Origin of the sequence: Streptomyces sp. NPDC058864 (assembly GCF_042742985.1) — a bacterium.
Taxonomy (GTDB): domain Bacteria; phylum Actinomycetota; class Actinomycetes; order Streptomycetales; family Streptomycetaceae; genus Actinacidiphila.
The window spans coordinates 23,220-46,937 of record NZ_JBHYMQ010000055.1; the positions used below are offsets into that span (position 1 = coordinate 23,220).

Annotated in this window: 21 protein-coding genes; 10 read left to right on the forward strand and 11 right to left on the reverse strand. The window is 74.9% G+C overall.

From position 1 onward, the window contains the following. Positions 1-62: 62 nt before the first annotated feature. Positions 63-797, reverse strand: coding sequence for an SOS response-associated peptidase (locus tag ACFW3D_RS31050; protein ID WP_500509808.1), 735 nt, complete (start codon positions 795-797; stop codon positions 63-65). 97 nt (positions 798-894) lie between these two features. Here ACFW3D_RS31050 and ACFW3D_RS31055 point away from each other — a divergent pair, with 97 nt between their 5' ends. Next, positions 895-1,737, forward strand: a complete 843-nt coding sequence (locus tag ACFW3D_RS31055; protein ID WP_500509722.1) for an SDR family NAD(P)-dependent oxidoreductase — start codon at positions 895-897, stop codon at positions 1,735-1,737. Between the two features lie 196 nt (positions 1,738-1,933). Here ACFW3D_RS31055 and ACFW3D_RS31060 read toward each other — a convergent pair whose 3' ends face one another. Next, positions 1,934-2,530, reverse strand: coding sequence for a TetR/AcrR family transcriptional regulator (locus tag ACFW3D_RS31060; RefSeq protein ID WP_500509724.1), 597 nt, complete (start codon positions 2,528-2,530; stop codon positions 1,934-1,936). Positions 2,531-2,670: 140 nt separating this feature from the next. Between ACFW3D_RS31060 and ACFW3D_RS31065 the strand changes: the two genes are divergently transcribed. Together ACFW3D_RS31065 and ACFW3D_RS31070 are read left to right on the forward strand one after the other, a co-directional pair. Beyond that, positions 2,671-3,591: an NAD(P)-dependent oxidoreductase gene (locus tag ACFW3D_RS31065; protein ID WP_500509727.1), complete on the forward strand. Its 921-nt coding sequence runs from the start codon at positions 2,671-2,673 to the stop codon at positions 3,589-3,591. A gap of 44 nt (positions 3,592-3,635) precedes the next feature. Continuing rightward, positions 3,636-4,454 (forward strand): SCO6745 family protein, encoded by an 819-nt coding sequence (locus ACFW3D_RS31070; protein ID WP_500509810.1) that lies wholly within the window; start codon positions 3,636-3,638, stop codon positions 4,452-4,454. 9 nt (positions 4,455-4,463) lie between these two features. Here the strand turns inward: ACFW3D_RS31070 and ACFW3D_RS31075 are convergent, their stop codons facing one another. The 3 genes from ACFW3D_RS31075 to ACFW3D_RS31085 form a co-directional block, all read right to left on the reverse strand. Beyond that, the gene (locus ACFW3D_RS31075) at positions 4,464-4,865 is read right to left on the reverse strand and encodes an SsgA family sporulation/cell division regulator (protein WP_500509729.1); all 402 of its coding nucleotides are present in this window, start codon (positions 4,863-4,865) and stop codon (positions 4,464-4,466) included. 207 nt (positions 4,866-5,072) lie between these two features. Beyond that, a complete protein-coding gene (locus ACFW3D_RS31080; protein WP_500509731.1) occupies positions 5,073-5,396 on the reverse strand; it encodes a hypothetical protein in 324 nt (107 codons plus the stop codon). A gap of 93 nt (positions 5,397-5,489) precedes the next feature. Beyond that, positions 5,490-6,845: a PP2C family protein-serine/threonine phosphatase gene (locus ACFW3D_RS31085; protein WP_500509734.1), complete on the reverse strand. Its 1,356-nt coding sequence runs from the start codon at positions 6,843-6,845 to the stop codon at positions 5,490-5,492. Between the two features lie 310 nt (positions 6,846-7,155). On the opposite strand from ACFW3D_RS31085, the gene ACFW3D_RS31090 reads away from it, so the two are divergent. Then, positions 7,156-8,721, forward strand: a complete 1,566-nt coding sequence (locus tag ACFW3D_RS31090) for a GMC family oxidoreductase (protein ID WP_500509737.1) — start codon at positions 7,156-7,158, stop codon at positions 8,719-8,721. Positions 8,722-8,736: 15 nt separating this feature from the next. On the opposite strand, the gene ACFW3D_RS31095 is transcribed toward ACFW3D_RS31090, so the two are convergent. Together ACFW3D_RS31095 and ACFW3D_RS31100 are read right to left on the reverse strand one after the other, a co-directional pair. Then, the gene (locus tag ACFW3D_RS31095; RefSeq protein WP_500509740.1) at positions 8,737-11,490 is read right to left on the reverse strand and encodes a helix-turn-helix transcriptional regulator; all 2,754 of its coding nucleotides are present in this window, start codon (positions 11,488-11,490) and stop codon (positions 8,737-8,739) included. A 131-nt stretch (positions 11,491-11,621) separates the two neighbouring features. Continuing rightward, on the reverse strand, positions 11,622-12,215 hold the full coding sequence (locus tag ACFW3D_RS31100) for a TetR/AcrR family transcriptional regulator (RefSeq protein WP_500509743.1): 594 nt from the start codon (positions 12,213-12,215) through the stop codon (positions 11,622-11,624). A gap of 435 nt (positions 12,216-12,650) precedes the next feature. Here ACFW3D_RS31100 and ACFW3D_RS31105 point away from each other — a divergent pair, with 435 nt between their 5' ends. Next, positions 12,651-13,931, forward strand: a complete 1,281-nt coding sequence (locus ACFW3D_RS31105) for an MFS transporter (RefSeq protein ID WP_500509745.1) — start codon at positions 12,651-12,653, stop codon at positions 13,929-13,931. A gap of 64 nt (positions 13,932-13,995) precedes the next feature. On the opposite strand, the gene ACFW3D_RS31110 is transcribed toward ACFW3D_RS31105, so the two are convergent. Beyond that, positions 13,996-14,454, reverse strand: a complete 459-nt coding sequence (locus ACFW3D_RS31110; protein WP_500509748.1) for a lipocalin-like domain-containing protein — start codon at positions 14,452-14,454, stop codon at positions 13,996-13,998. An 89-nt stretch (positions 14,455-14,543) separates the two neighbouring features. On the opposite strand from ACFW3D_RS31110, the gene ACFW3D_RS31115 reads away from it, so the two are divergent. Both ACFW3D_RS31115 and ACFW3D_RS31120 read left to right on the forward strand, forming a co-directional pair. Then, positions 14,544-15,173, forward strand: a complete 630-nt coding sequence (locus tag ACFW3D_RS31115; protein WP_500509750.1) for a cysteine hydrolase family protein — start codon at positions 14,544-14,546, stop codon at positions 15,171-15,173. A 1-nt stretch (position 15,174) separates the two neighbouring features. Next, on the forward strand, positions 15,175-16,752 hold the full coding sequence (locus ACFW3D_RS31120; RefSeq protein ID WP_500509754.1) for an aldehyde dehydrogenase (NADP(+)): 1,578 nt from the start codon (positions 15,175-15,177) through the stop codon (positions 16,750-16,752). A gap of 49 nt (positions 16,753-16,801) precedes the next feature. On the opposite strand, the gene ACFW3D_RS31125 is transcribed toward ACFW3D_RS31120, so the two are convergent. After that, complete coding sequence (locus tag ACFW3D_RS31125) at positions 16,802-19,450, reverse strand: tetratricopeptide repeat protein (RefSeq protein WP_500509756.1); 2,649 nt, start codon at positions 19,448-19,450, stop codon at positions 16,802-16,804. Between the two features lie 60 nt (positions 19,451-19,510). Then, entirely contained in the window at positions 19,511-20,536 is a 1,026-nt protein-coding gene (locus ACFW3D_RS31130) for a terpene synthase family protein (RefSeq protein ID WP_500509758.1), read from the reverse strand. 258 nt (positions 20,537-20,794) lie between these two features. Between ACFW3D_RS31130 and ACFW3D_RS31135 the strand changes: the two genes are divergently transcribed. From ACFW3D_RS31135 to ACFW3D_RS31145, 3 genes are all read left to right on the forward strand, one after another. After that, on the forward strand, positions 20,795-21,337 hold the full coding sequence (locus ACFW3D_RS31135) for a hypothetical protein (RefSeq protein WP_500509760.1): 543 nt from the start codon (positions 20,795-20,797) through the stop codon (positions 21,335-21,337). Positions 21,338-21,414: 77 nt separating this feature from the next. Beyond that, positions 21,415-22,194 (forward strand): class I SAM-dependent methyltransferase, encoded by a 780-nt coding sequence (locus ACFW3D_RS31140; RefSeq protein WP_500509762.1) that lies wholly within the window; start codon positions 21,415-21,417, stop codon positions 22,192-22,194. Between the two features lie 23 nt (positions 22,195-22,217). Continuing rightward, positions 22,218-23,177, forward strand: a complete 960-nt coding sequence (locus ACFW3D_RS31145) for a GNAT family N-acetyltransferase (RefSeq protein WP_500509765.1) — start codon at positions 22,218-22,220, stop codon at positions 23,175-23,177. A 10-nt stretch (positions 23,178-23,187) separates the two neighbouring features. On the opposite strand, the gene ACFW3D_RS31150 is transcribed toward ACFW3D_RS31145, so the two are convergent. Further along, on the reverse strand, positions 23,188-23,454 hold the full coding sequence (locus tag ACFW3D_RS31150; RefSeq protein ID WP_500509768.1) for a hypothetical protein: 267 nt from the start codon (positions 23,452-23,454) through the stop codon (positions 23,188-23,190). Between the last annotated feature and the right edge of the window lie 264 nt (positions 23,455-23,718).

The window sequence follows — 23,718 nt, forward strand, 5'->3', positions numbered from 1 at the left end:
CCCGGCGCGCCGAAACCGGGCCCGGCCGGGTCCCCGGGGGCGTTGCGCCCGGGACGGCCCGGTCAGGCGGGCGCGTCCAGCAGGTGGGGTCCGTTGTTGCGGACGCTGTTCACCGCCGTGCCGACCGGGCGGACGGCCAGGTGGCCGTCGGCCGGCGCGGCCAGGAGGGCGCGGAGTTCGCCGGGGTCCTGGTGCTCGGGGTCGAGCCAGGCGTCGTAGTCGGCGGCCGCGATGGTCAGCGGCATCCGGGGGTGGACGCGGCCGGCGGCGTCGGTGGCGTCCGTGGTGATGATCGTGCACGTGGCCAGCCAGGCGCCCGGGTCGTCGTCGCCGGCGACCTCCTTGTTCCGCCACCACTCGTACAGGCCCGCGAAGGCCATGCCCTGGTCCTGCTGCTCGGGGCCGATGAAGTAGGGCTGCTTGTAGGCCTTCCGGTCATCGGTGGCGGGGACCGGGACCCACTCGTAGAAGCCGTCGGCCGGCAGCAGGCAGCGGCGCCGGGTGAACGCGCGCCGGTAGGCCGGTTTCTCGTGGACGGTCTCCATCCGGGCGTTGATCATCTTGGCCCCGATCACCGGGTCCTTCGCCCAGGACGGCACCAGGCCCCACCGCAGCGGCCGCAACTGCCGCTCCAGCGCGCCGGTCTCCCGGTCGACGCCTTCCAGGACCGACCACACGCTGTCCGTCGGGGCGACGTTCCAGCTCGGCGCCACGAGGGCTTCCGGATTCCATTCGGTGACCCGGAACTGCTGGACCAGGTCCTCGGGGCGTCGGGTGGAGACATAGCGGCCGCACATGCCCCCCAGCCTCCCACGCCGCCCCCCGGCGGGGGTGCCGCGCCCGCCGCCGCGAGTGCGGTCGAGGAAGCCGAAGTGCCGCATTACGGTCGTAAACATGACAGACAGCACCCAGACCCGGCCGCGTACCTGGCTGATCACCGGGGCCACCTCGGGCATCGGCCGCGAACTCGCCACCCAGGCGCTCGACGCCGGCGAGAACGTCGCCGCGCTGGCCCGCAGCACGGCGGCCCTGGAGGACCTGCGTACTGCCCACCCCGACCGGCTGCTCCTGATCGACACCGACGTCCGCGACCCGGCGGCCGTCACGGCGGCGGTCGCGCGGGCCGTGGACCGCTTCGGCGGACTCGACGTGGTCTCCAACAACGCCGGTTACGGCCTCTTCGGCGCCGTCGAGGAGGCCACCGACGAGCAGGCCCGCGCCATCTTCGACACGAACGTCTTCGGCGTCCTGAACGTGCTCCGGGCGGCCCTGCCCGTGCTGCGCGCACAGGGGTCCGGTCACGTCTTCCAGGGCTCCTCGCTCTACGGGCAGAGCGCCCATTCCGGCGTCGGACTCCTGGCGGCGACCAAGTACGCAGTCGAGGGCCTCTCGGACGCCCTCGCCGACGAACTCGCCCCGCTCGGCATCAAGGTCACCATGGTCCAGCCCGGGCCCACCGCCACCGCGTTCCTCGGCAACCTGGACATCGCGGACGCCATCCCCGACTACGACCGGACCGTCCGCGAGGTCCAGAAGGCCATCGGCGCACAGCCCGTGACCGCCTTCTCGTCACCGGCACGCATCGCGGCGGGCATCCGGGCGGCCGCGGCCAGCGACACCCCGCCCCTGCGGCTGGCCCTCGGAGTCTCCGGCGCGGACGCCATGCGCGCCGCCCTCACCGCGCGCCTGGCCGACCTGGACGCCTGGGCCGAGACCACCCGCGCGGTCGACGCGTGACGGCCGGACCGTGGTCGCGCACTCCGGTGAGGCGGACGCGCCGGAGGAGTTCCCGGCACAGCCCGGCGGGGCCGCACGCACGGCGCAGCCGGCCCCGGCACTCGCCGACGTGGCCGCCGCGACGGCTCCTACCCGTGCGGGGCAGGTTGCCGGGTCCGCCCGGCCGGGACGGCGCGGCGGCCGGGCCCGGGCCGGTTCAGCCGGGGGGCGCCACGGAGGCGTCCAGCAGCGGGCCGAGTTCCCGGGCCACGGTGGTCAGGGCGCGTACGTCCCGTTCCGCCCTGGCGATGACGATGGCGCCCTCGATGGCGCTGATCATCAGCGTCGCCAGTGACGGTGCCCGCTCGGCCGGCACGCCCATCTCCTCCAGCGCCCCGGCGACGGGTCCGCTCCAGGTCGCGAAGGCGGCGGCCGCCGCCGTACGGGTGGCGGCGGAGGTCCCGGCGCAGTCCACGGTGGCCGCCGCGACGGGGCAGCCGGCGTCGTATCCGGAGGTCAGGAACTCGTCCGTCCACTGGCCGACCATGGCGGCGAACAGCCCGGCGGGGGTCGGCTCGGGGAGGGCCGCGAGAAAGCGGGCCACGCGCTTGCCGGCGTAGCGGCCGGCCCAGCCGACGGCCTCGTTGACCAACTGCTCCTTGCCGCCGGGGAAGTAGTACTGCAGCGATCCCCTGGGCGCCTGCGCGTGGGCGGCGACCTCGCGCATGCCCGTCGCCGTGACGCCGCCGCGGCGGACGAGCTGCGCGGCGCTGAAGACCATGCGCTCGCGGGGGCCCCGCTCCGAACCGGCCATCGCCGACCTCCCACCGTCCGCCCTTGCGTCTTCCGTCCGGCCACGGACGGGAGGAGTCTATTATGACGGCTGTCATAGCGTTATGACAGCCGTCATAACGCGCGGGTCGAGCGGCCGGACGGCCGGGACGGCGGTGGGCAGTGGCGGACGTGGGTTTCATCGGCCTGGGGATCATGGGGCAGCCCATGGCGCTCCGGCTGGCTGGTTCGGGAACGCCGCTCGTGGTCTGGAACCGCACGGCGGCGCGGTGCGCCCCGCTGCGCGCGGCCGGGGCCGAGGTGGCGGACGGGCCGGACCGGGTGTTCGACCGGGCCCGTGTGGTGGTCCTGATGCTCGCCGACGGCACCGCCGTCGACGCCGTCCTCGGCCGCGGCACGCCGGACTTCGCCGCCCGGGTGGCCGGACACGTCGTCGTGCACATGGGGACCACCTCGCCCGCGTACTCACGCGGACTGGAGGCCGACGTCCGCGCGGCGGGCGGCCGTTACGTCGAGGCTCCGGTCTCCGGCTCCCGCAAACCCGCCGAGGCGGGGCAGCTCGTGGCGATGCTCGCCGGGGAGGCGGACGCGGTGGAGGAGGTGCGGCCGCTGCTCGCGCCGGTGTGCCGGGAGTCGTTCGTCTGCGGGCCGGTGCCCGGGGCGCTGCTGATGAAGCTCTCGGTGAACCTCTTCCTGATCACGATGGTCACCGGGCTCACCGAGGCCTTCCACTTCGCGGAACGGCAGGGCCTGGACACCGGGCAGTTCCTCGACGTCCTGGACGCCGGACCCATGGCCAGCGCCGTGTCGCGGACGAAGGCACCCAAGCTGCGGGAGCGCGACTTCTCCGCGCAGGCGGCCGCGGCGGACGTGCTGCACAACAACCGCCTCATCGCCGAGGCGGCCCGCGCGTCCGGCCTCGCCTCGCCGCTGCTGGACGTCTGCCACGCCCTCTTCGACGAGACTGTGCGACAGGGCGGCGGGCGCGCTGACATGGTGGCCGTCCTGCGGGCGATCGAGGCCAGGACGGACATCGGCGGCGGCCTGCCGGCCGCGCTGCCGGCGGGAGGTGGCCGGCGGTGAGCGGGACCGTCACGCCGGCGGAGGCCGCCGTCACCGCCCGGCGGATGTGGCGGCTCGCCGAACCGGTGCACGCCGTCACCTACTTCGCGCCCGAGGCGCGCGCCGCGTACGAGGAGGCGGGGCTGCGCGGCTACTGGCGCGGCTACTTCGCCGGCCGGGCCGCGCCCCTCGGCGCGGTGGGCCCGGAGCCGGTCGTGGCCGCCTTCTTCGGCTTCGCGCCCGGCATGGTGGCCCGGGCGCTGCCCGGCGTCTGGGCCCTCGCGCCGCCCGAACGCGCCCTGGAGGCGCGGCGGCGCGGGGCGGGCGCCGCGCTGCGCCGGCTGCTGGCGGGGCAGGACTCCGCGGTGGCGGAAGCGGTGGAACTGCTGCGTCCGGTGACCGGCGGCCTCGACATCGCGGGGCGGGTGCTGGCCGCCGCGAACACGGCGCTCCCCTCCCCCGGCGACCCGGTCGACGCCCTCTGGCACCAGGCCACGCTGCTGCGCGAGCACCGCGGGGACGGCCATGTCGCGGCGCTCGTCGCGGCCGGCCTGGACGGCTGCGAGGCGCTGGTACTGCGCACCGGCATCGACCTGCCGCGTACGGAGTTGCAGCCGCACCGCGGTTGGACGGACGAGCAGTGGGGCGCCGCCGCGGCCCGCCTCGCCGCCCGCGGCCTGCTCGGCGCGGACGGCGCCGCGACCGCCGCCGGGCGGGAGGCGCACCGCGCGCTGGAGGAGGCCACCGACCGCGCCGCCGGGCGGCCGTGGGAGGCGATGGCCCCGGAGGCCGTCGAGCACCTGGTCACGCTGCTGTCCCCGGTGGCGCGGGCCTGCGCGGGGACCTTGCCGTACCCGAACCCGATGGGTGTGCCCGCGTCCTGAAGGCGCGTCTCAGGCGGAGAGGAGCCCGGCGATGCAGGCGTCCCAGTCGATGCGGGTGCCCTCGGTGCCCAGCGGGACGAGTTCCGCGGTGGCGGCCAGGAACGCGGCGAGCTCCCCGGTGGCGATCTGCAGGACGGCGGTGCCGCCGGGGCCGGCGAGGGTGATCAGGGTGTGTGCGTGGTCGCCGGGTGCGACGTGGACGTCGCCGTCACCGGCGGCGGCCGCGAGCCCGGCCAGCAGCAGCTCGCGGGAGAGCACCCATTCCGCCTCGTCGGCACCGTTGCCGTGGCCGAAGCGCATCCGGACGGTGTAGGGGTCGTCGGGACGGTACTGGCAGTCCGCCGACAGATCGAGGACCCGCCGGGTCCCGGTGATCAGCCGCAGGGACAGGTGCTCCGTGAGTGCTCGCATGGACGCCCCCTCGTGGGCCCGGTTCGGCCGTGTTGCCGTTCAGCAGCATGTCGTTGCCCTGCGCTTGCCCCGGGACGGGCGGGCCGGGCCGGGGCGACGGGGAAGATTTCGTGAAGGCTCGGCGTGCTCGCCGCGGAGGGGTGCAGCAGGCGGTGATCGTCCTGCCCTTCGCCTGGGTGCGGGCGTGGCAGTGGTCCGCGACGGCGGTCACCAGCGCCGGGCCGCGCCCTGCGGTGGCGGTCCACCCGGGAAGCGCCCGACGGGCACTTCGTCGTCGGCGTCGCGGACGCTGACGTGCAGGCAACCGCCGTCCCAGGTGAGGACGAGGCCGGCGGCGCCGTGCGCGTGGGTGTGGGTGTTGGTGACCGGTTCCGACACGGCGAGCAGCACGTCGTCGACCGTGCCGGGTGCGTCCGCCGTCCAGTCGAGGTCGGTGGGGTGCTCACGCGTCCGGTGGCGGCCTACGCGCGCTCCGCCCGACGCCGGGAAGGACCTGGCCGAGCCGACCGCCTTGACGGAACCGCGGGTCATCGCGGTCCTCCCTCCACCACGGGCACGGCGACGGCGTCCCGGTCGGAGTTCGGGCCCGGGGCGGGGGAAACGGCGGTTCACCCGGGTGCCGGGTCAGGAGCGCCGGTCCGGCGCCATGACGTCGGCGGTGCCGGGGAGTTCACCGCCGATCGCGCGGGCCGCGGAGAAGGCTCCGTCCGGCCTGCTCTGGGGGAGCGGTATCCCGGCCACGGCCGCCGCCATCTCGGTGCTGTCCGTGGAGCACCCCAGCCAGGCGCAGAACAGCACCGTCGCGTCGTCCTGGAACTCGCCCACCTGGTGGTCCGACACCCGGCGCATCAGCCGGCACAGCGTTTCGGGGAGGGGCAGCCGGTCGGCGTGGTGGCGGATGAGGAAGTCGAGGAAGCCGGAGAGCCCGAACTCCCCGCCGGTGCCCGTGCGGGCCTCCGGAATGCCGTCGGTGTACAGCACCAGGCGGTCGCCCGGCTCCAGTTGCTCGCGGCACACCTGCGGTGCCACGCCCAGTCCCAGGCCCATGGGGTCGCCGGGCGAGCAGGCGAGTTCGGCGACCCAGCGCCCGCCCCGGATGAGGATCGGCGGGTGGTGGCCGCGGTTGACCCATTCGAAGAGACCGGTGCCGGTGTCGAGCCGGGCGACGACGCCGGTGGCGTAGCGCGTCCCCTCGAACTGCTCGATCAGCACCTTCTCGATCTCCTCGGTGGTCTCGACCAGTTCCGCCTTGCGGCGCCGGGCGTTGCGGCTCGCGCCCATGGCGAGGCTCGCGGTCAGGCCGGCCGCCGTGTCGTGCCCCATCGCGTCGAAGATCGACAGATGCACCAGCGGGCCGTCGAGCGCGTAGTCGAAGGCGTCGCCTCCGACCCGGTAGGCGGGTTCCAGCGCCGCGGAGATCACCACCCGGCCGTCCGAGTACGAGCGCGGCGGCAGCAGGCGCCACTGCATCTCGGCGGCGACGTTCATGGTCTCTGTGCGCACCGTGCGGGCGTACGCGTCGCTGTAGTCGCGCTTGACGGTGACGATGAGCGCCACCGCGTCGGCCAGTGACTGCACGTCCTCGCGGGTGCGGCGGTCGTCGGCCTCGGTGGTCACGCGGAGCAGGCCGAGCCGCTCCGAACCGCCGAGCAGGGGCGCCCACCACCGGCACTTGCCGGGACAGGCGGAGGCGGCGGGGAGCAGTCGCCCGTACTGGAAGGCGCGGCCGGGCACCGTGCCCTCGATCCTCAGCTCGGAACTGTGGTTGCGCCGGTGGCACTCGTCCGCGCCCGCCTCGGCGAGGTTGCGCAGCACATGGCGCTGGAGGTCGGCCAGGTAGATCGTGACGTGGTCGAGGCCGGCCGGTCCGGCGTGCTCGGCCACCTTGCCCGGCAGTTGCTCCAGGGGCATCAGGTGGCTGTCGGCGAGCAGGCCCGCCAGCATCCGGCGACTCAGCCCATCCCTGTCCTGAACCGTCACCCCTGCTCCTCGCCGCCCGTTGCGGGGCCCGCCTTCCGGCGACCGCGCCCGGGCCGGGTGGCCCCCGTGCTGGACTTTTCCCATCGTACGCACACCACACATAAGCGACATAAAGGATGAATGTCATCACCCATCGGCGCGGCGGTGGCGGCCTCCGGGACGATGACGTACGGCGGTACGGATGGCGGGGCGCCGGAGGAGCCGCCGTTACGTAGCTTGACGGACGCCTTTCATCTGCTTTCGCCCTAGTTTTTGCTGTGTCCGCGGCCGAGGACCGGCGACCGCGGACGCGTCGACTCGGAGGTCTGCGATGACGGCTTACGACTACATCGTCGTCGGTGGCGGGACCGCGGGGTGCGTGCTCGCCGCGCGCCTCTCGGAGGACGGACGGGCCCGGGTGCTGCTCCTGGAGGCCGGGCCGGCCCGGGTCGCGACGGGCTCGTCCGCGCCGCCCCGGTGGATGCGGTTGATCGGCAGCGGGATGGACTGGGGCGACCGGACCGTCGCGCAGCGCGGGGCCGGCAGGGCCGTGCTGCCCTATCCGCGCGGGAAGGCGCTGGGCGGATCGAGCAGCATCAACGCCATGGTCCATCTGCGGGGGCACCGGAGCGGCTACGACGCGTGGGAGAAGGGGGGCGCGACCGGCTGGAACTTCGGCACCCTGCTGCCCTACCTGCGCCGCAGCGAGCTGGCCGCGGGCCGTGACCCGGCGTTCCGCGGCACCGAGGGACCCATGCGGGTCGCGCCGCCGCACCGGGTCCACCCGCTGTCCCCCGCGTGCCTGAGCGCCGTGCAGGCGGCGGGGCACCCCATCAGCACCGACCTCAACGGCCGCCACCAGCAGGGCGGCGGCTGGCTGGACCTGAACATCGTCGACGGAACCCGGCAGAGCGCCGCCGACGCCTACCTGCGGCCGGCCCTGCACCGGTCGGGCCTGACCGTGGTCGTGGGGGCGCAGGTCCACCGGCTCCTGCTGCGCCACGGTCGGTGCACGGGGGTGGAGTACCGCCGTGACGGCGTCCTCGAACGGGCCTGGACCGACCGGGAGGTCGTCCTCGCCGCGGGTGCGGTCGGCTCACCGCACCTGCTCATGCTGTCGGGCGTCGGGCCGGCCGACGAGTTGCGGTCGCACGGCATCGGCGTCGAGGCGGACCTCCGCGACGTCGGGAGCAATCTGCACGACCACCCCGTCACCGTCGTCAACTTCTCCGCGTCCCGCGAGGTGCCCGCCCCGACGGGCCCCGCCTTCGACGCCGCAGCGGCGCTGTCCAGCACGCACGCCGACACCGCTCCCGACATCCAGCTGCTGTTCCTGTGCGCGCCCTACGTGCCGCCGACGCTGGTGGGCGCGGGGAACGGCTACAGCTTCGGCGTGGGGCTGATGACGCCGCGCAGCCGGGGAACGGTGCGGCTGGCCGGGGCCGACCCCCGTACCGCGCCGCTGGTCGACCCGAACTTCCTGTCCGCGCGTTCCGATGTCGAGAGCCTGATCAGGGGGGTGCGCATGGCCCGGGAGATCGGCAGCGAGAAGGTGCTCAACGTGTGGCGGAAGGAGGAGGTGCTGCCGGGGCCGGCCGCGTTCGGCCACGGGCTCCTGGAGGGCTACGTACGGCGCAGCGTCGGCAGCTTCTTCCATCCGGGAGGCACCTGCCGCATGGGGTCCGACGACCACGCCGTCGTCGACCCCGAACTCCGGGTGAACGGGGTGGCGGGGCTGCGGGTCGCCGACGCCTCGGTGATGCCGTCCGCCGTGTCGGCGCACCCCAACGCGACCGTGCTGGCAATCGCCGAACGGGCGGCCGACCTCATCAGGGACGGCGGCCCGGGCGACGAGGGCGGTGGGGACGGCGGCCCGGCCGAACGTGCCGCCGCCTGAACCGCGCCACCGGTGTCAGGCCCCGGGCGGGAAGTGGCGCGCGAGCTGGCTGCGCGAGGTGACGCCGAGCTTGGGGAAGATCCGCGACATGTGGGTGCTGACCGTGCGGTGGGACACGTAGAGCCGCGCGCCGATCTCCTTGTTGGACAGGCCCTCGGCAGCCAGCATCGCGATCTGCAGCTCCTGCGGCGTGAGCCGGTCGGCGGCCCGGGGCGAGCGCTGCCGGGTGGTCTCGCCGGTGGCCTCCAGTTCCTGCCGTGCGCGCCGGCTCCAGGCCGTGGCGCCCAGGTCGTCGAAGGTGTCGCGGGCGGCCCTCAGCGGGGCGCGGGACTCCAGGACGCGGCGTTGCCTGCGCAGCCACTCGCCGTACGCGAGCCGCAGGCGCGCCCGTTCCAGGGACCAGCCCGTGAGGTCGGCGTCGAGGGCGGACGCGAAGGCGGCCTCCCCCTCGTCCCCCGGCGCCAGGACCGCACGGGCGTGCCGGGCGGCCAGCCGCACCCGGGCCGCGGAGGTCCGGCCGGCCAGCGGTGCGAGCCGCTCCAGGACCGCTCTCGCCTCGTCCTTCTCGCCGCAGTGCGCGGCGGCCTCGGCGAGGTCGCCCACGGTCCACAGGGCGGTCATCACATGGTGCCCGGGGTCGGCCGGGTCGGTCAGCCACCGCAACTGGGCGTACGCCTCGGCGTGGTCCCCGCTGCAGGACAGGGCCGTGCCGCGCGCCATGCCCACCGTCGCGTGCAGCAGGGGGGAGTTGAGGCGGACGGCGATGGTCCGGGCCTGCCCGATCAGCAGGTGGGCGGTCGCCGCGTCGTCGCGCAGGGCGGAGACGCAGCCGAGCACGGTGAGCGCGGTGGCCTCCCATTCGGGCTGGCCGGTCTCCCGGGCGAGCCCGCGGGCCTCGTCGGCGTCCCGGAGCGCCGGATCGCACCGCCCCATGGCAGCCCGTCCCGAGGCGCGCAGGGCCAGCGCCTCCGCGAGCGGCGCCAGTCGCCCCTGGTGGCGGAAGCGTTCGACGGCCGCGGTGAGGAAGGGGTCCGCGCGTTCGGGCGCGCCCACGCACCACAGCGCGCGGGCCGTCATGTGCATCGCCGCCGCGTCGTCCGTCCGGTGGGCCACGGCGCGGGCGGCTTGGAGCACCGCTGCGGCGCGCTCGACGGGCGCGGCGTGCGCGGCGATCAGCAGCATGGCGGCGCCCGCCGTGTCGCACCGGCCGTCCCGCTCGGCGGCCAGGCGGTCGGCGGTGCGCAGGACCTCCTCGTGGAGCGCGGGCTCCCCGTTGCCGCGGTAGAGGTGAGCGGCGGCGGCACTCGTGAGCCGGATCGAAAGGGCCGTCTCGCCGTCGGCGCGCATGCGTTCGGCGGTGCGCAGCAGCGTCCTCACGGCGACCGGCTCCCGGCCCCCGCAGACGGTCAGGGACTCCGAGATCCACAGCAGGCGGGCCGTGTCCTTGTGGCTCAGCTCCAGCCGCTCGGTGCCGCGCACCAGACGGCGGACGAGGTCGCGGCGGCCGAGGCCGACGGCCAGTTCCGCGCTGCGCAGCATGAGGTCCACCCGGCGGCCGCCGTCGGGGGCGAAGGCGGCGGCGTGCTCGAAGGCGTGCACGGCCGCGCCGACGGTGCCCCTGCGCAGCGCGCGCTCCCCGCACCGCTCCAGCCCCTCGGCGACCGTCCCGTCCGGGGGGACGGTGGACGCTGCCAGGTGCCAGACGGCACGGTCGGGACGCGCGGCGTGGACCGTGGCGAGCGCGGCGTGCACGGCGTTGCGTCGGGTGACGGACGCGGCCTGGTGGATCGCGGAGCGGACCAGGGGATGGCGGAAACGCACCGCGTCCCGGTCGACGCGGACGAGCCCGGCGTCGCCGGCGGGTACGAGGGCGTCGACGGTGACGGGGCCGTCGGTCACGGCGCCGGCGGCGGTCAGGACGTCGCCCGTCGCCCCCTCCGTGTCGAGCGCGGCGGCGAGCAGCAGGGTACGGGTGGGTTCCGGGAGGTCCCGGAACCGCGTCTCGAAGGCGCGCTGCAGGCCGACGGTCAGCGGCAGCCAGCGCGGGATGACCGCGACGGACTCCAGGCCCTCGACCGCCAGGGGGAGTTCGACGAGGGCCAGCGGATTGCCGTCGGCCTCCTCCAGCAGCCGTGCGCGGACGAAGGGCGCGAGGGCGGGGGCGCCGGCGTCCAGCAACCGCGCCGCGTGGTCGGCGTCCAGCCGGCTCACCGGAAGCTCCTCGACTCCTTCCCAGACCGGTGCCTCCGTCTCGGCCTGGGTGGCGGCTGCCAGCAGCACCACGGGGTCCGAGGACAGCCGGCGGGCGACGAAGGCGAGCAGGTCGCCGGTGGGCCGGTCGAGCCACTGGACGTCGTCGACGAGCAGGAGCAGCGGCTGGTCGGAGCCGCACTCCGCGAGGAGGCCGAGCACGGCGAGGGCGATGCGGAAGGGTTCGGGGCGGCTTGCGTCGCGCAGACCGACCGCGGCCAGCAGCGCCTCGCGCTGCCGCTCCGGAAGGCGGCCGGTCTCCTGGAGCACCGGGCGCAGGAGTTGGTGGAGGCCCGCGAACGGCAGGTGGGACTCGGCCTGCACGCCGGCCAGGGCGAGCACCCGTCGTCCCTGCTCCGCCGCCCGCTCCTGCGCGAGGGCCAGCAGCGCCGTCTTGCCGATCCCCGCCTCGCCCCGCAGCACCAGGGCGCCGCCGTGGCCGTCCGCGGGGCGCAGAAGCGCCTCGATCGCCTCGGTCTCGGCCTGCCGGCCGACCAGGGAGGGGATCCGTGTCGCCATGGTCCGCCCTCGCGGCTTTCCCGGTACTCGTACGCTCACCACCGTACAAGGGGGTGAAAGGGTTCATTCCACGAGCGCCCCAGGACCACCACGCGTGCGGCCGGAGGCCGTAACGGCCGGCGGGGGTGTGGTCAGACCTCGGCGGGCACGTGCGCGTCCGTGTCCTTCAGCCGCCCGGCGACCGTGGCCAGGATCTCGTCGGACAGCTCAGGATCGGCTACGGCGCGCGACATCAGCATGGCGCCGACGAGGGCGCTGAGGGTGACCATCGCGTCGGCCCGGGCGGCGTCGGGGTCGTCACCCTGCGCGGCCTCGCCGATGAGCTCGAGGTACTTGCGCACCTGCAGTTCGTACGCCTGCTTCAACGCCTCGTCGCCGCGACCGGCGGTGGCGCCGAGGGTCACCAGGGCGCAGCCGGTACCGGGAGCGTCCCGGTGGCGGGCACTGAGGTAGGCGTCGATCAGCCCCGAGCGGGGCGCCTCGGGGTTCCTTCGGGCGGACTCGGCCATCTTGCCCTCGCCGTCGGCAAGGGCAAGCGCCGCCGCCTGGCCCATCAGGTCCTCGCGCGACGTGAAGTGCTTGTAGAAGCCGCCGTGGGTCAGTCCGGCCTCCTTCATGAGGTCCGCGACGCCGGGACGGGTCATGCCCTCCTCGCGGATCCGCCGGGCGGTGATCCGCAGGACCTTCTCGCGCGACTCGGCCTTCGCCGCCTGTGAGTGACCCATGGCCTGACCTCCCGGGTGTGCGTCGGACCGACCCGACCCATGTGGATGACGGACATCATACACCTCCCCCGACCCCCTCCCGGGAGCACGCCCGCCGGCCCGGCGGCCGAACCGCCCTCGCCGGGCCGGACCCCCGGAGCCTCGGGCTCCTTCCGCGCGAACAGGACCGCACGACGGGACCCCAGGCGGAACAAGCACCCAGGCCCATCACCCCTACCGTCCAGGCCGCCACCAGGAGGGCACCGGAGGTCCGGTCCGCCGGCCGGCGCCCACATGAACCCCCGCATGGATCTTTGACACGAAGGATGACGTCCATCATCCTGATGGATATCTAGATGACACCAATCATCCAGGATCACTCCCGGCACGAGCCTCCACCGGAGCAGGCCCGCCGCCCCTCCCCGCCCGCCCGCGAACCCTCCGCGAGGACCACCCATGACCACCGCAGGAACCCAGCCGGACGTCAGGCGGGGCACCCTCCCCGTCTTCGCCACGGCGACGGCGATCACGGTCGCCAACATCTACTTCACCCAGCCGCTCCTCGACCAGATCGCCCGCGGCTTCGGCATCTCCGCCTCCGCCGCCGGGCTCGTGGCCACGGCGGGGCAGATCGGCTACGCGCTGGGCATCGTGGCCGTCGTCCCGCTCGCGGACCGGGCCCGGCTGCGCCGGCTGTCCCGGGTCCTGCTGGCGGTGACCGCCGTCGCGCTCCTGGCGGGCGCCGTCGCCCCGTCCGTCGCCCTGCTGGGCCTGGCGACCCTCGTGCTCTCGGCGAGCACCGTACTCCCGCAGGTGATCATGCCGACGGTCGCCTCCATGGCCGCCCCGGGCCAGGCCGGACGCGTCCTGGGGGCGGTCGGCACGGGGCTGACCATGGGCGCCCTGCTCTCCCGCACCGCCTCCGGGCTCATCGCCGAGGCCGCGGGCACCTGGCGGGCCGGCTTCCTGGTCGCCGCGGCGGCCACGGCGGCGCTACTGCTGGTCCTCCCCCGTTACATGCCGGCCGGGCGGCCCGCCGGCGCCGCGGCCTCCGGCGGTTACGGGCGGTTGCTGGCCTCGCTCCCCCGACTGCTGGTGGACCACGCCCCGTTGCGCCTTTCGGCCGCACTGGGGGCCACGGTCTTCGCCTCCTTCTCCGCCTTCTGGTCCACGCTCGCCTTCCACCTCACCGCGCCGCCGATCGGGCTGGGCCCGGCCGTGGTCGGCCTCTTCGGTCTGTGCAGCGTGCCGGGCGCACTGGCCGCCCGCTACTCGGGACGGCTCACCGACCGATGGGGGCCACTGACGGTCAACACCCTCTCCGTCGTCGCGGCCGTGGCGGCCTTCGCGCTCTTCGGGGTCGCGGGGCGATCCCTCGTCGTCCTCGCCGTCGGCTGCAACCTCCTCGGCTACGGGGTGACCAGCGGCCAGATAGCCAACCAGGCCCGCATCTTCACCGCGCCGCCGGGCATCCGGGGGCGGCTCAACACGGTGTACATGTTCGCGGTCTTCGGTGGCGGCGCCGTCGGTTCGGGCGTCGCCGGGGTGCTCTTCTCGGCCTACGGCTGGCACGGCGTGGTGGCGGGCGGCCTGGGCTTCCTGCTGCTCGCCGGTCTGACGCTGGCCCGGTACATGCTCCGCGCCCGCCGCACCGCCACAGGGCGGGGCGACGGCGCCGGGACCGACGGGACCGACACGGACACCGGCATCGCCGCGGCTCCCGCCGCACGCGCGTGACCGAACCCCCTGCGGAGCGCGGGCCCGCGGCCCGCGCTCCGCTTCCCCACGCGGGGGATCACCGCTACCGCCCCACGCGCTCCCAGGTCAGGACGCCGGTGCGGAGCGCGCCCCAGATCCTGCCGGCGCCGGGCAGGCTCAGCCGGAGCACACGACCGTCCAGGTCGGCGATGCGCGTCTGGGAACCGCCCACCCAGTTGGGGAACAGGCTCATCTCGACGCGGTGCACGACGGTGTTCTCCGCCGGGACCTCGAAGGTGCCGGCGTACGCGAGGTAGCCCGCGGCCGCCGCGGCCAGTTCCTCTGGCAGGCCCTCCTCGAGCCGCCCGTGACGGAAGTCCGGCCGCCCCACCCGCATGATCTGGGCCGACATGTGCCCGTCCGGGCCGTAGGTGATCAGCCCCCGCGGCCGCGGCCCGAAGGGCTCGACGACCTCGCCGGTCCTGACGTCCGTGGCCGCGTAGGACACCAGACGCCAGGCGCCGATCAGGGATTCGCGCAGTTCGTCAGGGGTCATCGTCATACCTCGCCATCGTTCCTTGACTTTCAGGATGACGAGCGTAATCCTGAATGAGGATGATGCAAATACTCCAGATTGGGAAAGGACGCGTCATGACCGACACCTACGACCCCACCCGCACGGCGATCCTGCTGGTCGACCCCTACAACGACTTCCTGTCCGAGGGCGGCAAGGTCTGGCCCGTACTGGAGCCCGTCGCCACCGAAGTGGGCCTGCTCGACAACCTCCGCGCCGTCGTCGGCGCGGGGCGCGCGGCGGGCCAGAAGGTCTTCTTCGTCCCCCACCGCCGCTGGCAGGAGGGCGACTACGAGGACTGGGAGCACCCCAACCCGACGCACCGCATCATCCAGGAGCGGCACACCTTCGCCCTCGGCACCTGGGGCGGCGAGTTCCACCCCGACTTCCGGCCCGCCGACGGGGACGTGGTCATCCAGGAGCACTGGTCGCAGAGCGGGTTCGCCAACACCGACCTGGACTTCCGGCTCAAGCAGCAGGGCATCACGCACGTGATCGTCATCGGGCTGCTCGCCAACACCTGCATCGAGTCCACCGGCCGCTACGCCATGGAGCTCGGCTACCACGTGACGCTCGTCCGGGACGCCACCGCGGCATACCGCCCCGAGATGATGCACGCCGCCCACGAGCTCAACGGCCCGACCTACGCCCACTCGATCACGACCACCGCCGACCTGGTGAAGACGCTGGAGAACGGAGACCACTGACATGCGACTGACCGGAGAGATGCTGATAGGCGCGTCGTCCGTCCCCGCGTCCGAGGGCACGATGAAGGCGCTCGACCCGGCGACCGGCACACCGGTCGGACCGGAGTTCGCGCTCGGCGGGGCGGCCGAGGTCGACCGCGCCGCGCGGCTGGCCGACGAGGCCTACGACACCTACAACCGCACCGGCCTGGAGGAGCGCGCCGCGTTCCTCGAGCTGATCGCGGACCGGCTCGAGGCGGTCAAGGACGAACTGGCCGAGCGGGCGGCCCTGGAGACGGGCCTCCCGGTCGCGCAGCTGGCGGCCGAGGCGGTCAAGTCCGCCGGGCAGTTCCGGCAGTTCGCCGACGTCGTCCGGCAGGGCCGGTTCCGGCAGGCCGCCGTCGACCCGGCCCAGCCGGAGCGGCAGCCGAGGCCGCGCATGGACCACCGCATGCAGAAGATCGCGATCGGACCGGTGGCCGTCTTCGGCGCCAGCAACTTCCCGATCTCCTACTCGGTCGCGGGCGGCGACACCGCCGCCGCGCTCGCCGCGGGCTGCCCGGTGATCCTCAAGGCCCACAACGCCCACCCCGGTGCCTCGGAGCTGCAGGGGCGCGTCATCCAGGGCGCCGTCGCCGACTCCGGGCTGCACGAGGGCGTCTTCTCGATGGTCCGGGGCGCCGGCAACGCGATCGGCGAGGCCCTGGTGGACCACCCCCTGGTCAAGGCGGTCACCTTCACCGGCTCCGAGGGCGGCGGCATGGCCCTCTACCGGCGGGCGCAGCTGCGCCCCGACCCGATCCCGGTCTTCGCCGAGATGACCAGCGTCAACCCGACCTTCGTCCTGCCGGCGGCGCTGGCGGCGCGCGGCGGCGAGATCGGCGACGGCTTCGCCGAGCGCATGCTCGTGAACGTCGGCCAGGCCTGCCTGAAGCCGGCCGTGCTGCTCGCCGTCGACGGCCCGGGGTACGCCGAGCTGCGCGAGGCGGCCGCGGCGCGGGTGAGCGCCATGGGCGCGCGGACGATGCTCACCCCCGGCATCCACGACGCCTACGGACGCGGGGTGCGGCGCCTGAGCGACTCCGGAGCCGCGACCGTGGCGGCCGGCCCCGGGCCCGACGGTGCCCACGAGGGCCGCGCGCAGCTCCTCGAGGTGGACGGGGACCGGTTCCTGGCGGACCCCTCGCTGGCCGAGGAGGTCTTCGGACCGGCGGCGCTGCTCGTCCGGCTGAACGGTCCGGAGCAGATGACGGAGGCGGCCCGCGGCTTCCGCGGCCAGCTGTCGGCGACGATGCACCTGGAGGAGGCGGACCACCCGCAGGCCGCCCGCCTGCTGCCGGTCCTGGAGCGCCGTACCGGCCGGATCGTGGTGAACGCCTTCGCCCACCCGCAGGAGGTCGGCCACGCCACCATCCACGGCGGCCCGTTCCCGGCCACCACCGACAGCCGCTTCACCTCCGTCGGCATGAGCGCGATCGAACGCTTCCTGCGGCCTGTCACCTACCAGGGCTTCCCGGACGCGCTGCTCCCCGAGGCGCTGGCCCCGGCCAACCCGCTGGGCCTGTGGCGGCTGGTCGACGGGCACGTCACGCGTGACTGACCGCGACTGACCGCGACCGACCCCGCGCTGGGGCGCATCCGCAGCGCGGTCACGGGAAGCGGGCCAGCTCCTCCCGGGTGCGGGCGATCCAGGGGTGCTCCTCACCGAGGTGCCGCACCCGGTCCTGGAGGAGCTGGCGCAGCAGGCGGGCGGCGCGCGAGGCGTCGCCCGCCGCGCCCACCGAGCAGGCGTGGGCGTTGCGGCTGTTGAGGGTGGAGGGGTGGTCGTCGCCGAGGACCCGGGTGCGGTCCTGGACGAGGATCTCCAGCAGGTCCGCGGCCTCCCCGTGGCGGCCGGCGGCGACGAGGCAGCGGGCACGCCCGCCGCGGGCGGTGAGCGTCTGGGGGTGGTCGTCGCCCAGCCGGTCGCGGCAGTCCTCGACGAGCTGTTCGTACCGGCCGGCGGCCTCGGCGGTGCGGCCGGCCCGCAGGACGCAGCGGGCGTGGGCGGCACGGACCGCGAACAGCTGGGGGTGCCCGGCGTCGAGGATCTCGCGGCTCTCGGCCAGCAGCGCGTCGAGGAGCCGTACGGCCTCCTCCGCCGCCCCGGCCTCGCTGAGGAAAACCGCCTGGTAACGCCGCCACAGCAGCGGGATGGGGCTGTCCGGCCCGTGCACGGCGGCTCCGCGGCCGTCCTGGATCAGGGCGTCCAGCAGGGCCGCCGCGCGGCCGGGGTCGCCCGCCTCGCCCAGGAACCGGGCCCGGCCGTGGCGGGAGGCGAGGGTGTCCGGGTGGAGCGGGTCGAGGACCTTCAGGCAGTCCTGCAGGAGTTCCCCGAAGAGCCCGGCGGCACGGGCGGCGTGCCCTGCCTCGCCGAGGAAGTGGGCGTGGTGGCGCCGGTTGTTGAGGGTGTAGGGGTGGTACGGGCCCTGGGTCCGCGTCCGGTCGGCCACCAGGCTGTCGAAGAGCCGGGCGGCCTGCCCGGGGCGGCCGGCGTCGCCCAGCAGGTAGGCGTAGCCGTACCGGCTGCTGAGGGTGTGCGGGTGGTCGGCGCCCAGCAGCCGGGTCCGGTCGGCCAGCACGGACTGGAACTCGGCGACCGCCTCGTCGAGCCGTCCGGTCTCGCCGAGGAACAGCGCGAGGTTGTTGCGGCTGTTGAGGGTGTGGGAGTTCTCCCGGCCGAGCACGCGGGTGCGGTCCTCGATGACGGCTCGCAGCAGGTCGACGGCCTCGGCGGGGTGCCCTGCCATGCCGACGTAGCGGGCGTGGGAATTGCGGTTCTCCAGCGTCTCCTTGGCGTCGGGGCCGCCTCGCAGCTCTGCCTCCACGACCAGCTCACGGTAGAGGTCCGCGGCGCGCCGGGGATCGCCCGCCTCCCCCACGCACGTGGCGTACCACTGCCGGGGCAGCTGGCCGGGGTCGGCCCCGGCCTTGTCGAAGGCGGCCATGGCATGGTGCAGGTCGCCGCGCTGGTAGGCGGTCGCGCCGATGTCCAGGGCACGCACCGGGGTCGCGTGGTCGATGAGGATCTCCCACACGGCGTCCGGGATGCGCGGCGGGGGCACCTGCTCGTCCAGGGTCTGGTGCAGGTAGTCGAAGGCGAGGTACGCGCCGTCGTCGCGGGGCAGCAGCAGGCTGGAGGTGGCGTGCAGGGGATCGGTGGACCAGCGCAGCGCCTCCTCCCACGGCTCCGGCCGCAGGCTGCTGCCGCCGCGCAGTTCCAGGTGGATCTCGTGGAGGCGGCGCAGGACGTCCTCGGGCAGTGGCTGGTGGTGCCCGGCGCGCCGTGCGTCCACCGCCCCGGCCACCAGGGCGGCGGCCCGCGGACGGGCGCCGGCCGCCCAGGCGTTGCGGAAGTCGTCGAGCAACTGGGGTGCCGCGGCCAGGTACTCGGCGACGCCTCGGCTGCCGGTCCGTGCACCGTTGACGGCGGCCCTGATCCTCGGGTCGTCGGTGTGGTGCTGGGCCCGGGCCAGCTCCGCCTCGCTCCAGGTGCGGTCCACCCGGACGACCGAGGCCAGCCGCAGCACCTCGCGGCCCGAGCGCAGGACGTCGCCGCCGGGCTCGTCGTCGGCGGCGGAGCGGGCGCCGAAGCGGATGTGCTGACGGGCGCTCATGGTCGCCACCACGGCCACCCGTGCCGGCCCGTCGTCCAGCAGCCGCTGTACGTGACCCGCCGTCAGCCCGCCCGCGCCGAGGTAGTTCTCCAGGTCGTCCAGCCACACCACGGCCCGGTGCCACCGGGACACCGGGTCGACCAGCGCGACCATCGCCTCGCGGCTGTCCGGCACGACCAGCCGGTGGCGCGGGAAGTGCTTGCGCACCACCTCGTACGCCAGGCGGGTCTTGCCGGCCGTGGAGTCCCCCACCAGCAGCAGGAAACCGCGGCCGCCGCTCAGCACCGCCTCCGCCTGCGGCATCGCGTCACGGCCGACGAACACCGGGACGCGGCCGAAGCCCGCCGTCCCGCCGCCGCCCGGCGCGGCCGGGTGGACGCCGAGGCCGATGGGGTCGTCCACGTCCGCGACCAGCGGGGCCGTACCGCGCCGGGAGATCCGCAGCAGACCGGGCAGCGCCCGCCTGCGGCCGGCCGTCTGCTCCAGCGCCCTGCCTCCCGAGGCGGCCACGGTCTCGGTCGCCGCCCCGGCCACCGCCCCGGGCGGGCCGAGCAGCAGGGTCAGGGCGGGCCGGGCCAGACCCCCGAACATCCTGAGCAGCCAACCCGCCGCGCCCGCGGTGCGGCCCCTCCCGGCAGCCATCGCGTCACTCCCCCGTTCCCCCGGTGCTCCCCCGTGGTGCATGCCCGGTGGTACCGCCGGCTATCCCCCCGGGGCACGGTAACGGGCGGAGGCCATCGAGAAGTCGAGGAAACCGCGGGCCCAGGCGTGGATGCCGTCCGCGTACTGGCAGACCGCCGCCAGCTGGGCCGGGGTGAGGTCGGTCGCGAGGGCGGTGGCGTACAGGTCGCGCGTCGCGGTGCGCAGGGTGGCGACGCGGCGGGCGTGCCACAGCAGTGCCTCGTCGAGGGCTTCGTCCAGCGTCAGGCCGTGGTGGTGGCGCAGGACGAGAACGAGGTTGGCGGTCTCCCCGGAGCGCAGTTCCTTCTCCACCGAGAACAGGTCGTTGGTCCAGCCGATGACGTCGGCGGCGGCCTCGCGCAGCGCGCGGCAGGCCGGCGAGAACCAGATCGCCGGGGGCAGTTCCGACTCCTGGGCGTACTCGATGAGGTCGAAGAACCAGCCGGTCGCACCGGAGACCCGCCGCCAGGACACGTACGCCTCGGGGGTGGGCACCTCGTGGCGGGCGCGGATCCGGAGCATGTCCTGGTTGGTGCGGATCCACGCGACCAGGTGGCGGCGGAAGCGGTCGCCCCAGGCGGGTCCCATGGCGCCGGTCACCCGCGGCACCAGCTCGCCCAGGACGCGGACCGCCGGCGGCGCCGACGCGGGCACCGCGTGCGCCGGGCCGCCGACGGCACGTGCCATGGCGTCGAGTTGCGCTCCGGTCCCCGTGGCGGGGCCGGTGTCGCTGCCGTCGTCGACGGCGAACATCCAGAGCGTGAGCCGGGCCAGTTCCGTCAGGCGGGCCGGGGCCGCCCACGGCCACACGTGTCCGGCCATGGCGACCTGCCGTTCCCGGCCGGCCTGACCGGAGGTCAGCGCGGACAGCAGACCGGAGTGCCGGGCCCAGGCCATGACCTGCGGCTCCACCTGCCGCAGGCCGGAATTGAGCAGTGACGGGCCCGGTATGCGGACGGGCCCCCCGGCCCGCTCCCGTACGGTCCCGCTGTGCGCGGCCCGTCCTGCCGGGCCGTCGATACGGACGAACGCAGACGTCTTCACCACCGAGATCCCCCCTTCCCGGGCCATCGGCGACCCGGGCAAGGACTACGACTTCCAGCCATCCCCGTCCCGGTTCCTACCCAGCGTTCGGCCACCGGACGCCAGGAACGGGCGGGTGACGTCAGGACGCCGACACAACCGGGCGGATGTCGCGGGAACCCGGTCCGCCCGCATCGCGTCATGATCCGGGCGGGCACCGGCCGCCCGCGACGCAGTCCGCGTCCGAGGTCACCTTCACGTTCACGTTCATCGAGGAGACAAGTGCAGAGACAACGCCGCCCGTACCCCGCCGCCGTGGCCACCGCGCTCCTGGCCCTCCTGCTGGGCGCCTGCGGGAGCCCGGACTCCGGCGCCGTGGCCGGATCCGGGCCGTCGGCCGCCGCTTCCGCCGGCACCCGCGCCCCGGTCGCGAAGGCGGACCCGGCCGTCACCGGGCTGCTGGACGACCACCGGCACGTGGCGCGCAGGACGGCCCCCGGGCGGCGCCCGCACATGGTGCAGCGGTGCACCGACCGCACCCGCCGGGTGCGGCACACGTCCTCGAGCGGTTCCGGAAAGCGCAGGTCGACCCGGACCTGGTACACCACCGAGCACTACAAGGACTGCCGGAAGGTCCAGCAGGGCACCGAGGCCTACACCCGCGTGGTGTCGGCGGAGCGCTGGTGCGTCGAGCTGGACGACGTCGGCGGCGAACGCACCCGCGACGACGTCTGGTACGAGGTCGACTCGGCCACCTACGGCAAAGCCGCCGGCGCCGACGAGGGCACGCCGATGTCCTTCACCCCCCTGGCGAGGGGCTGCTGACGACCCGGCGCCGGGCGGTGCCCGGTGCGGCGTAATCCGGATGCGCCCCGCCGGGCACGTCTGCCATCCTCGCGCCCATGTCCGCATTCCAAGATCTCCTCGCCGAGGGGGAGGCCGTCCCGACCGAGGGCTGGGACTTCTCCTGGTTCACCGGCCGCGCCACCGAACAGCGCCCGGCCTGGGGCTACGCCAAGCTCCTCGCGGAGCGGGCCGCCAGGTCGGAGGCCGTCCTCGACATCCAGACCGGCGGCGGGGAGGTCCTGGCGACCGTGCCCCTCGCCCCGCCGGTGGTCGCGGCGACGGAGTCCTGGGCACCCAACCTGGAGATCGCCCGCCGCAACCTGGCGCCCTTCGGCGCCACCGTCGTCCAGGCCGAGGACTCGGCCGACCTCCCCTTCCCCGACGGCCACTTCGACCTCGTCGTCAGCCGGCATCCGGTGGTGACCCGCTGGGACGAGGTGCGCCGGGTGCTGCGCCCCGGCGGCACCTATCTGTCCCAGCAGGTCGGCGCGGGCTCGGTGCGGGAGCTGACGGACTACCTGATGGGGCCGCAACCGGTCGCCGCGCACACGCGGGACCCCTTCACCACCACCGCCGGCTCCAGCGGGGTCGAGGCCACCGCACGCGCCGAGGCGGCGGGCCTGGAGGTCGTGGACCTGCGCCAGGAGGCGCTGCGCATGGAGTTCCACGACATCGCCGCCGTGGTCCACTTCCTGCGCAAGGTCATCTGGATCGTGCCGGGCTTCACGGTGGACGCCTACCGCGAGCGGCTTGCGGAGCTGTACGGCTTCATGGAACGCCACGGGCCCTTCGTGGCCCACTCGCAGCGCTATCTGATCGAGGCCCGCAAGGGCTGACCCCCGGAAGGAAGGACCCACTGGTGAACGCGCCGACGACCAGGCCGTTCGCGGCGTCCGACGTCGATGCCGCGGCCGGCCTCCTCGCCGCCCGCCACCGCCGCGACCTCGCCCGGGAGGCGGCGCTCGGGACCGGCTTCGTCTCACCGGCCTCCTGCGCGGCCCTGCTGCGGGGCGCCTGGGAGCAGGGCGCGCGCGGCGCGGTCGCGGAGTCCGCGGACGGCTCGCTCGCCGGATACCTGCTCGCCGTACCCGGCGACGACGTCCGCGGACGGCATGTGTGGACGGGACCCGGGCACTACGCGGCACACGACGAGGACGTCCTGCGCGCGCTGTACGCGGACCTGTCGGGTCCGTGGCTCGGCGAGGGGCGGCTGCACCACTACGCGGTCGCGGCCGCGGACGACCTGCCGGTCTGGCTGTCGCAGTGCTTCGCGTACGAACAGGTCCACGCGGTGACGGACCTGTCCGCGGGGACGTCCGGCTTCCACGACGACGTGCGGGCCGCCGGGCCGCCGGACCTCCCCGCGCTGGAGCCGCTGTTCCGCCTGGTCGCCGACGCGCACACGGGCCCACCGGTCTTCGCCCTCATCGAACCGTCCTTCTACGAGGGCCTGCGGCCGGGTCACTTGGAGCTGCTGGAGGACCCCACCGTGTCGTACTGGCTCTCCGAGGGTCCCGAGGGGGTCCGCGGCTTCTGCGTGATGCGGCCGGTGCCCGAGGACGAGGCCTCGCTCACGGCGCCGCGCGGCTCGGTCGAACTGCTCCTCGCCGCGACCGTTCCCGGGTGCCGGGGCGGCGGTGTGGGGCGCCGGCTCACCGAGCACGCCCTCGCGGACGCGGCCCGGCGCGGATTCCGCGTGTGCGTGACGGACTGGCGGGCGGCGAACCCGCTCTCGTCGGCGTTCTGGCCGCGCCGCGGCTTCCGTCCCGTCGCCCACCGGCTGCACCGCCTCCTCGACCCGCGGCTGGCGCGCAGCTGAGCCGGGCAGGTCACTCCACCACGCCGAAGTCCTCGGGGAAGTCCTCCAGGAACGCGCGGCGCCGGGGATCCCTCTCGGCCGCCTTCATCGCGCCCAGCAGGTCCAGGAACTCGGCCCGCTGGCCCTCCGTCATGCAGCCGACGACGGCGGCCACACCGTCCAGGGCCTTGAGTGCGTCGTCCTGGTCCATGCGCTCGTCGTCCGCGTCCTCGACGAACCAGGTGAGGTCCACGAGGGCCTCCGCCAGGGCGTGGGTGAGCGAAGGGTACGGAGGCATCGGCGTGTTCTCCCCGGGGGCGATGGCGGTGGTGTTCCCGGGCATCCCATCATGCGGCGCCGACAGTCCCTCCCCCAGGTCCACCGCCGGGGGCGGCGAGGTGCGGTGGCGTCGTGCTCCGCGTCGTCGACGCGAGTGCAGGTGCACTCTCAACTCCCGCTACCGCACTGTCCGTTGGATCACGCCTCCGGTCCTTCCACGGGTCCGCCGGGGTCGCACTGATGGGCCGTCATTCATACCCCGTTGGCCTGCCGTTCCCGCACG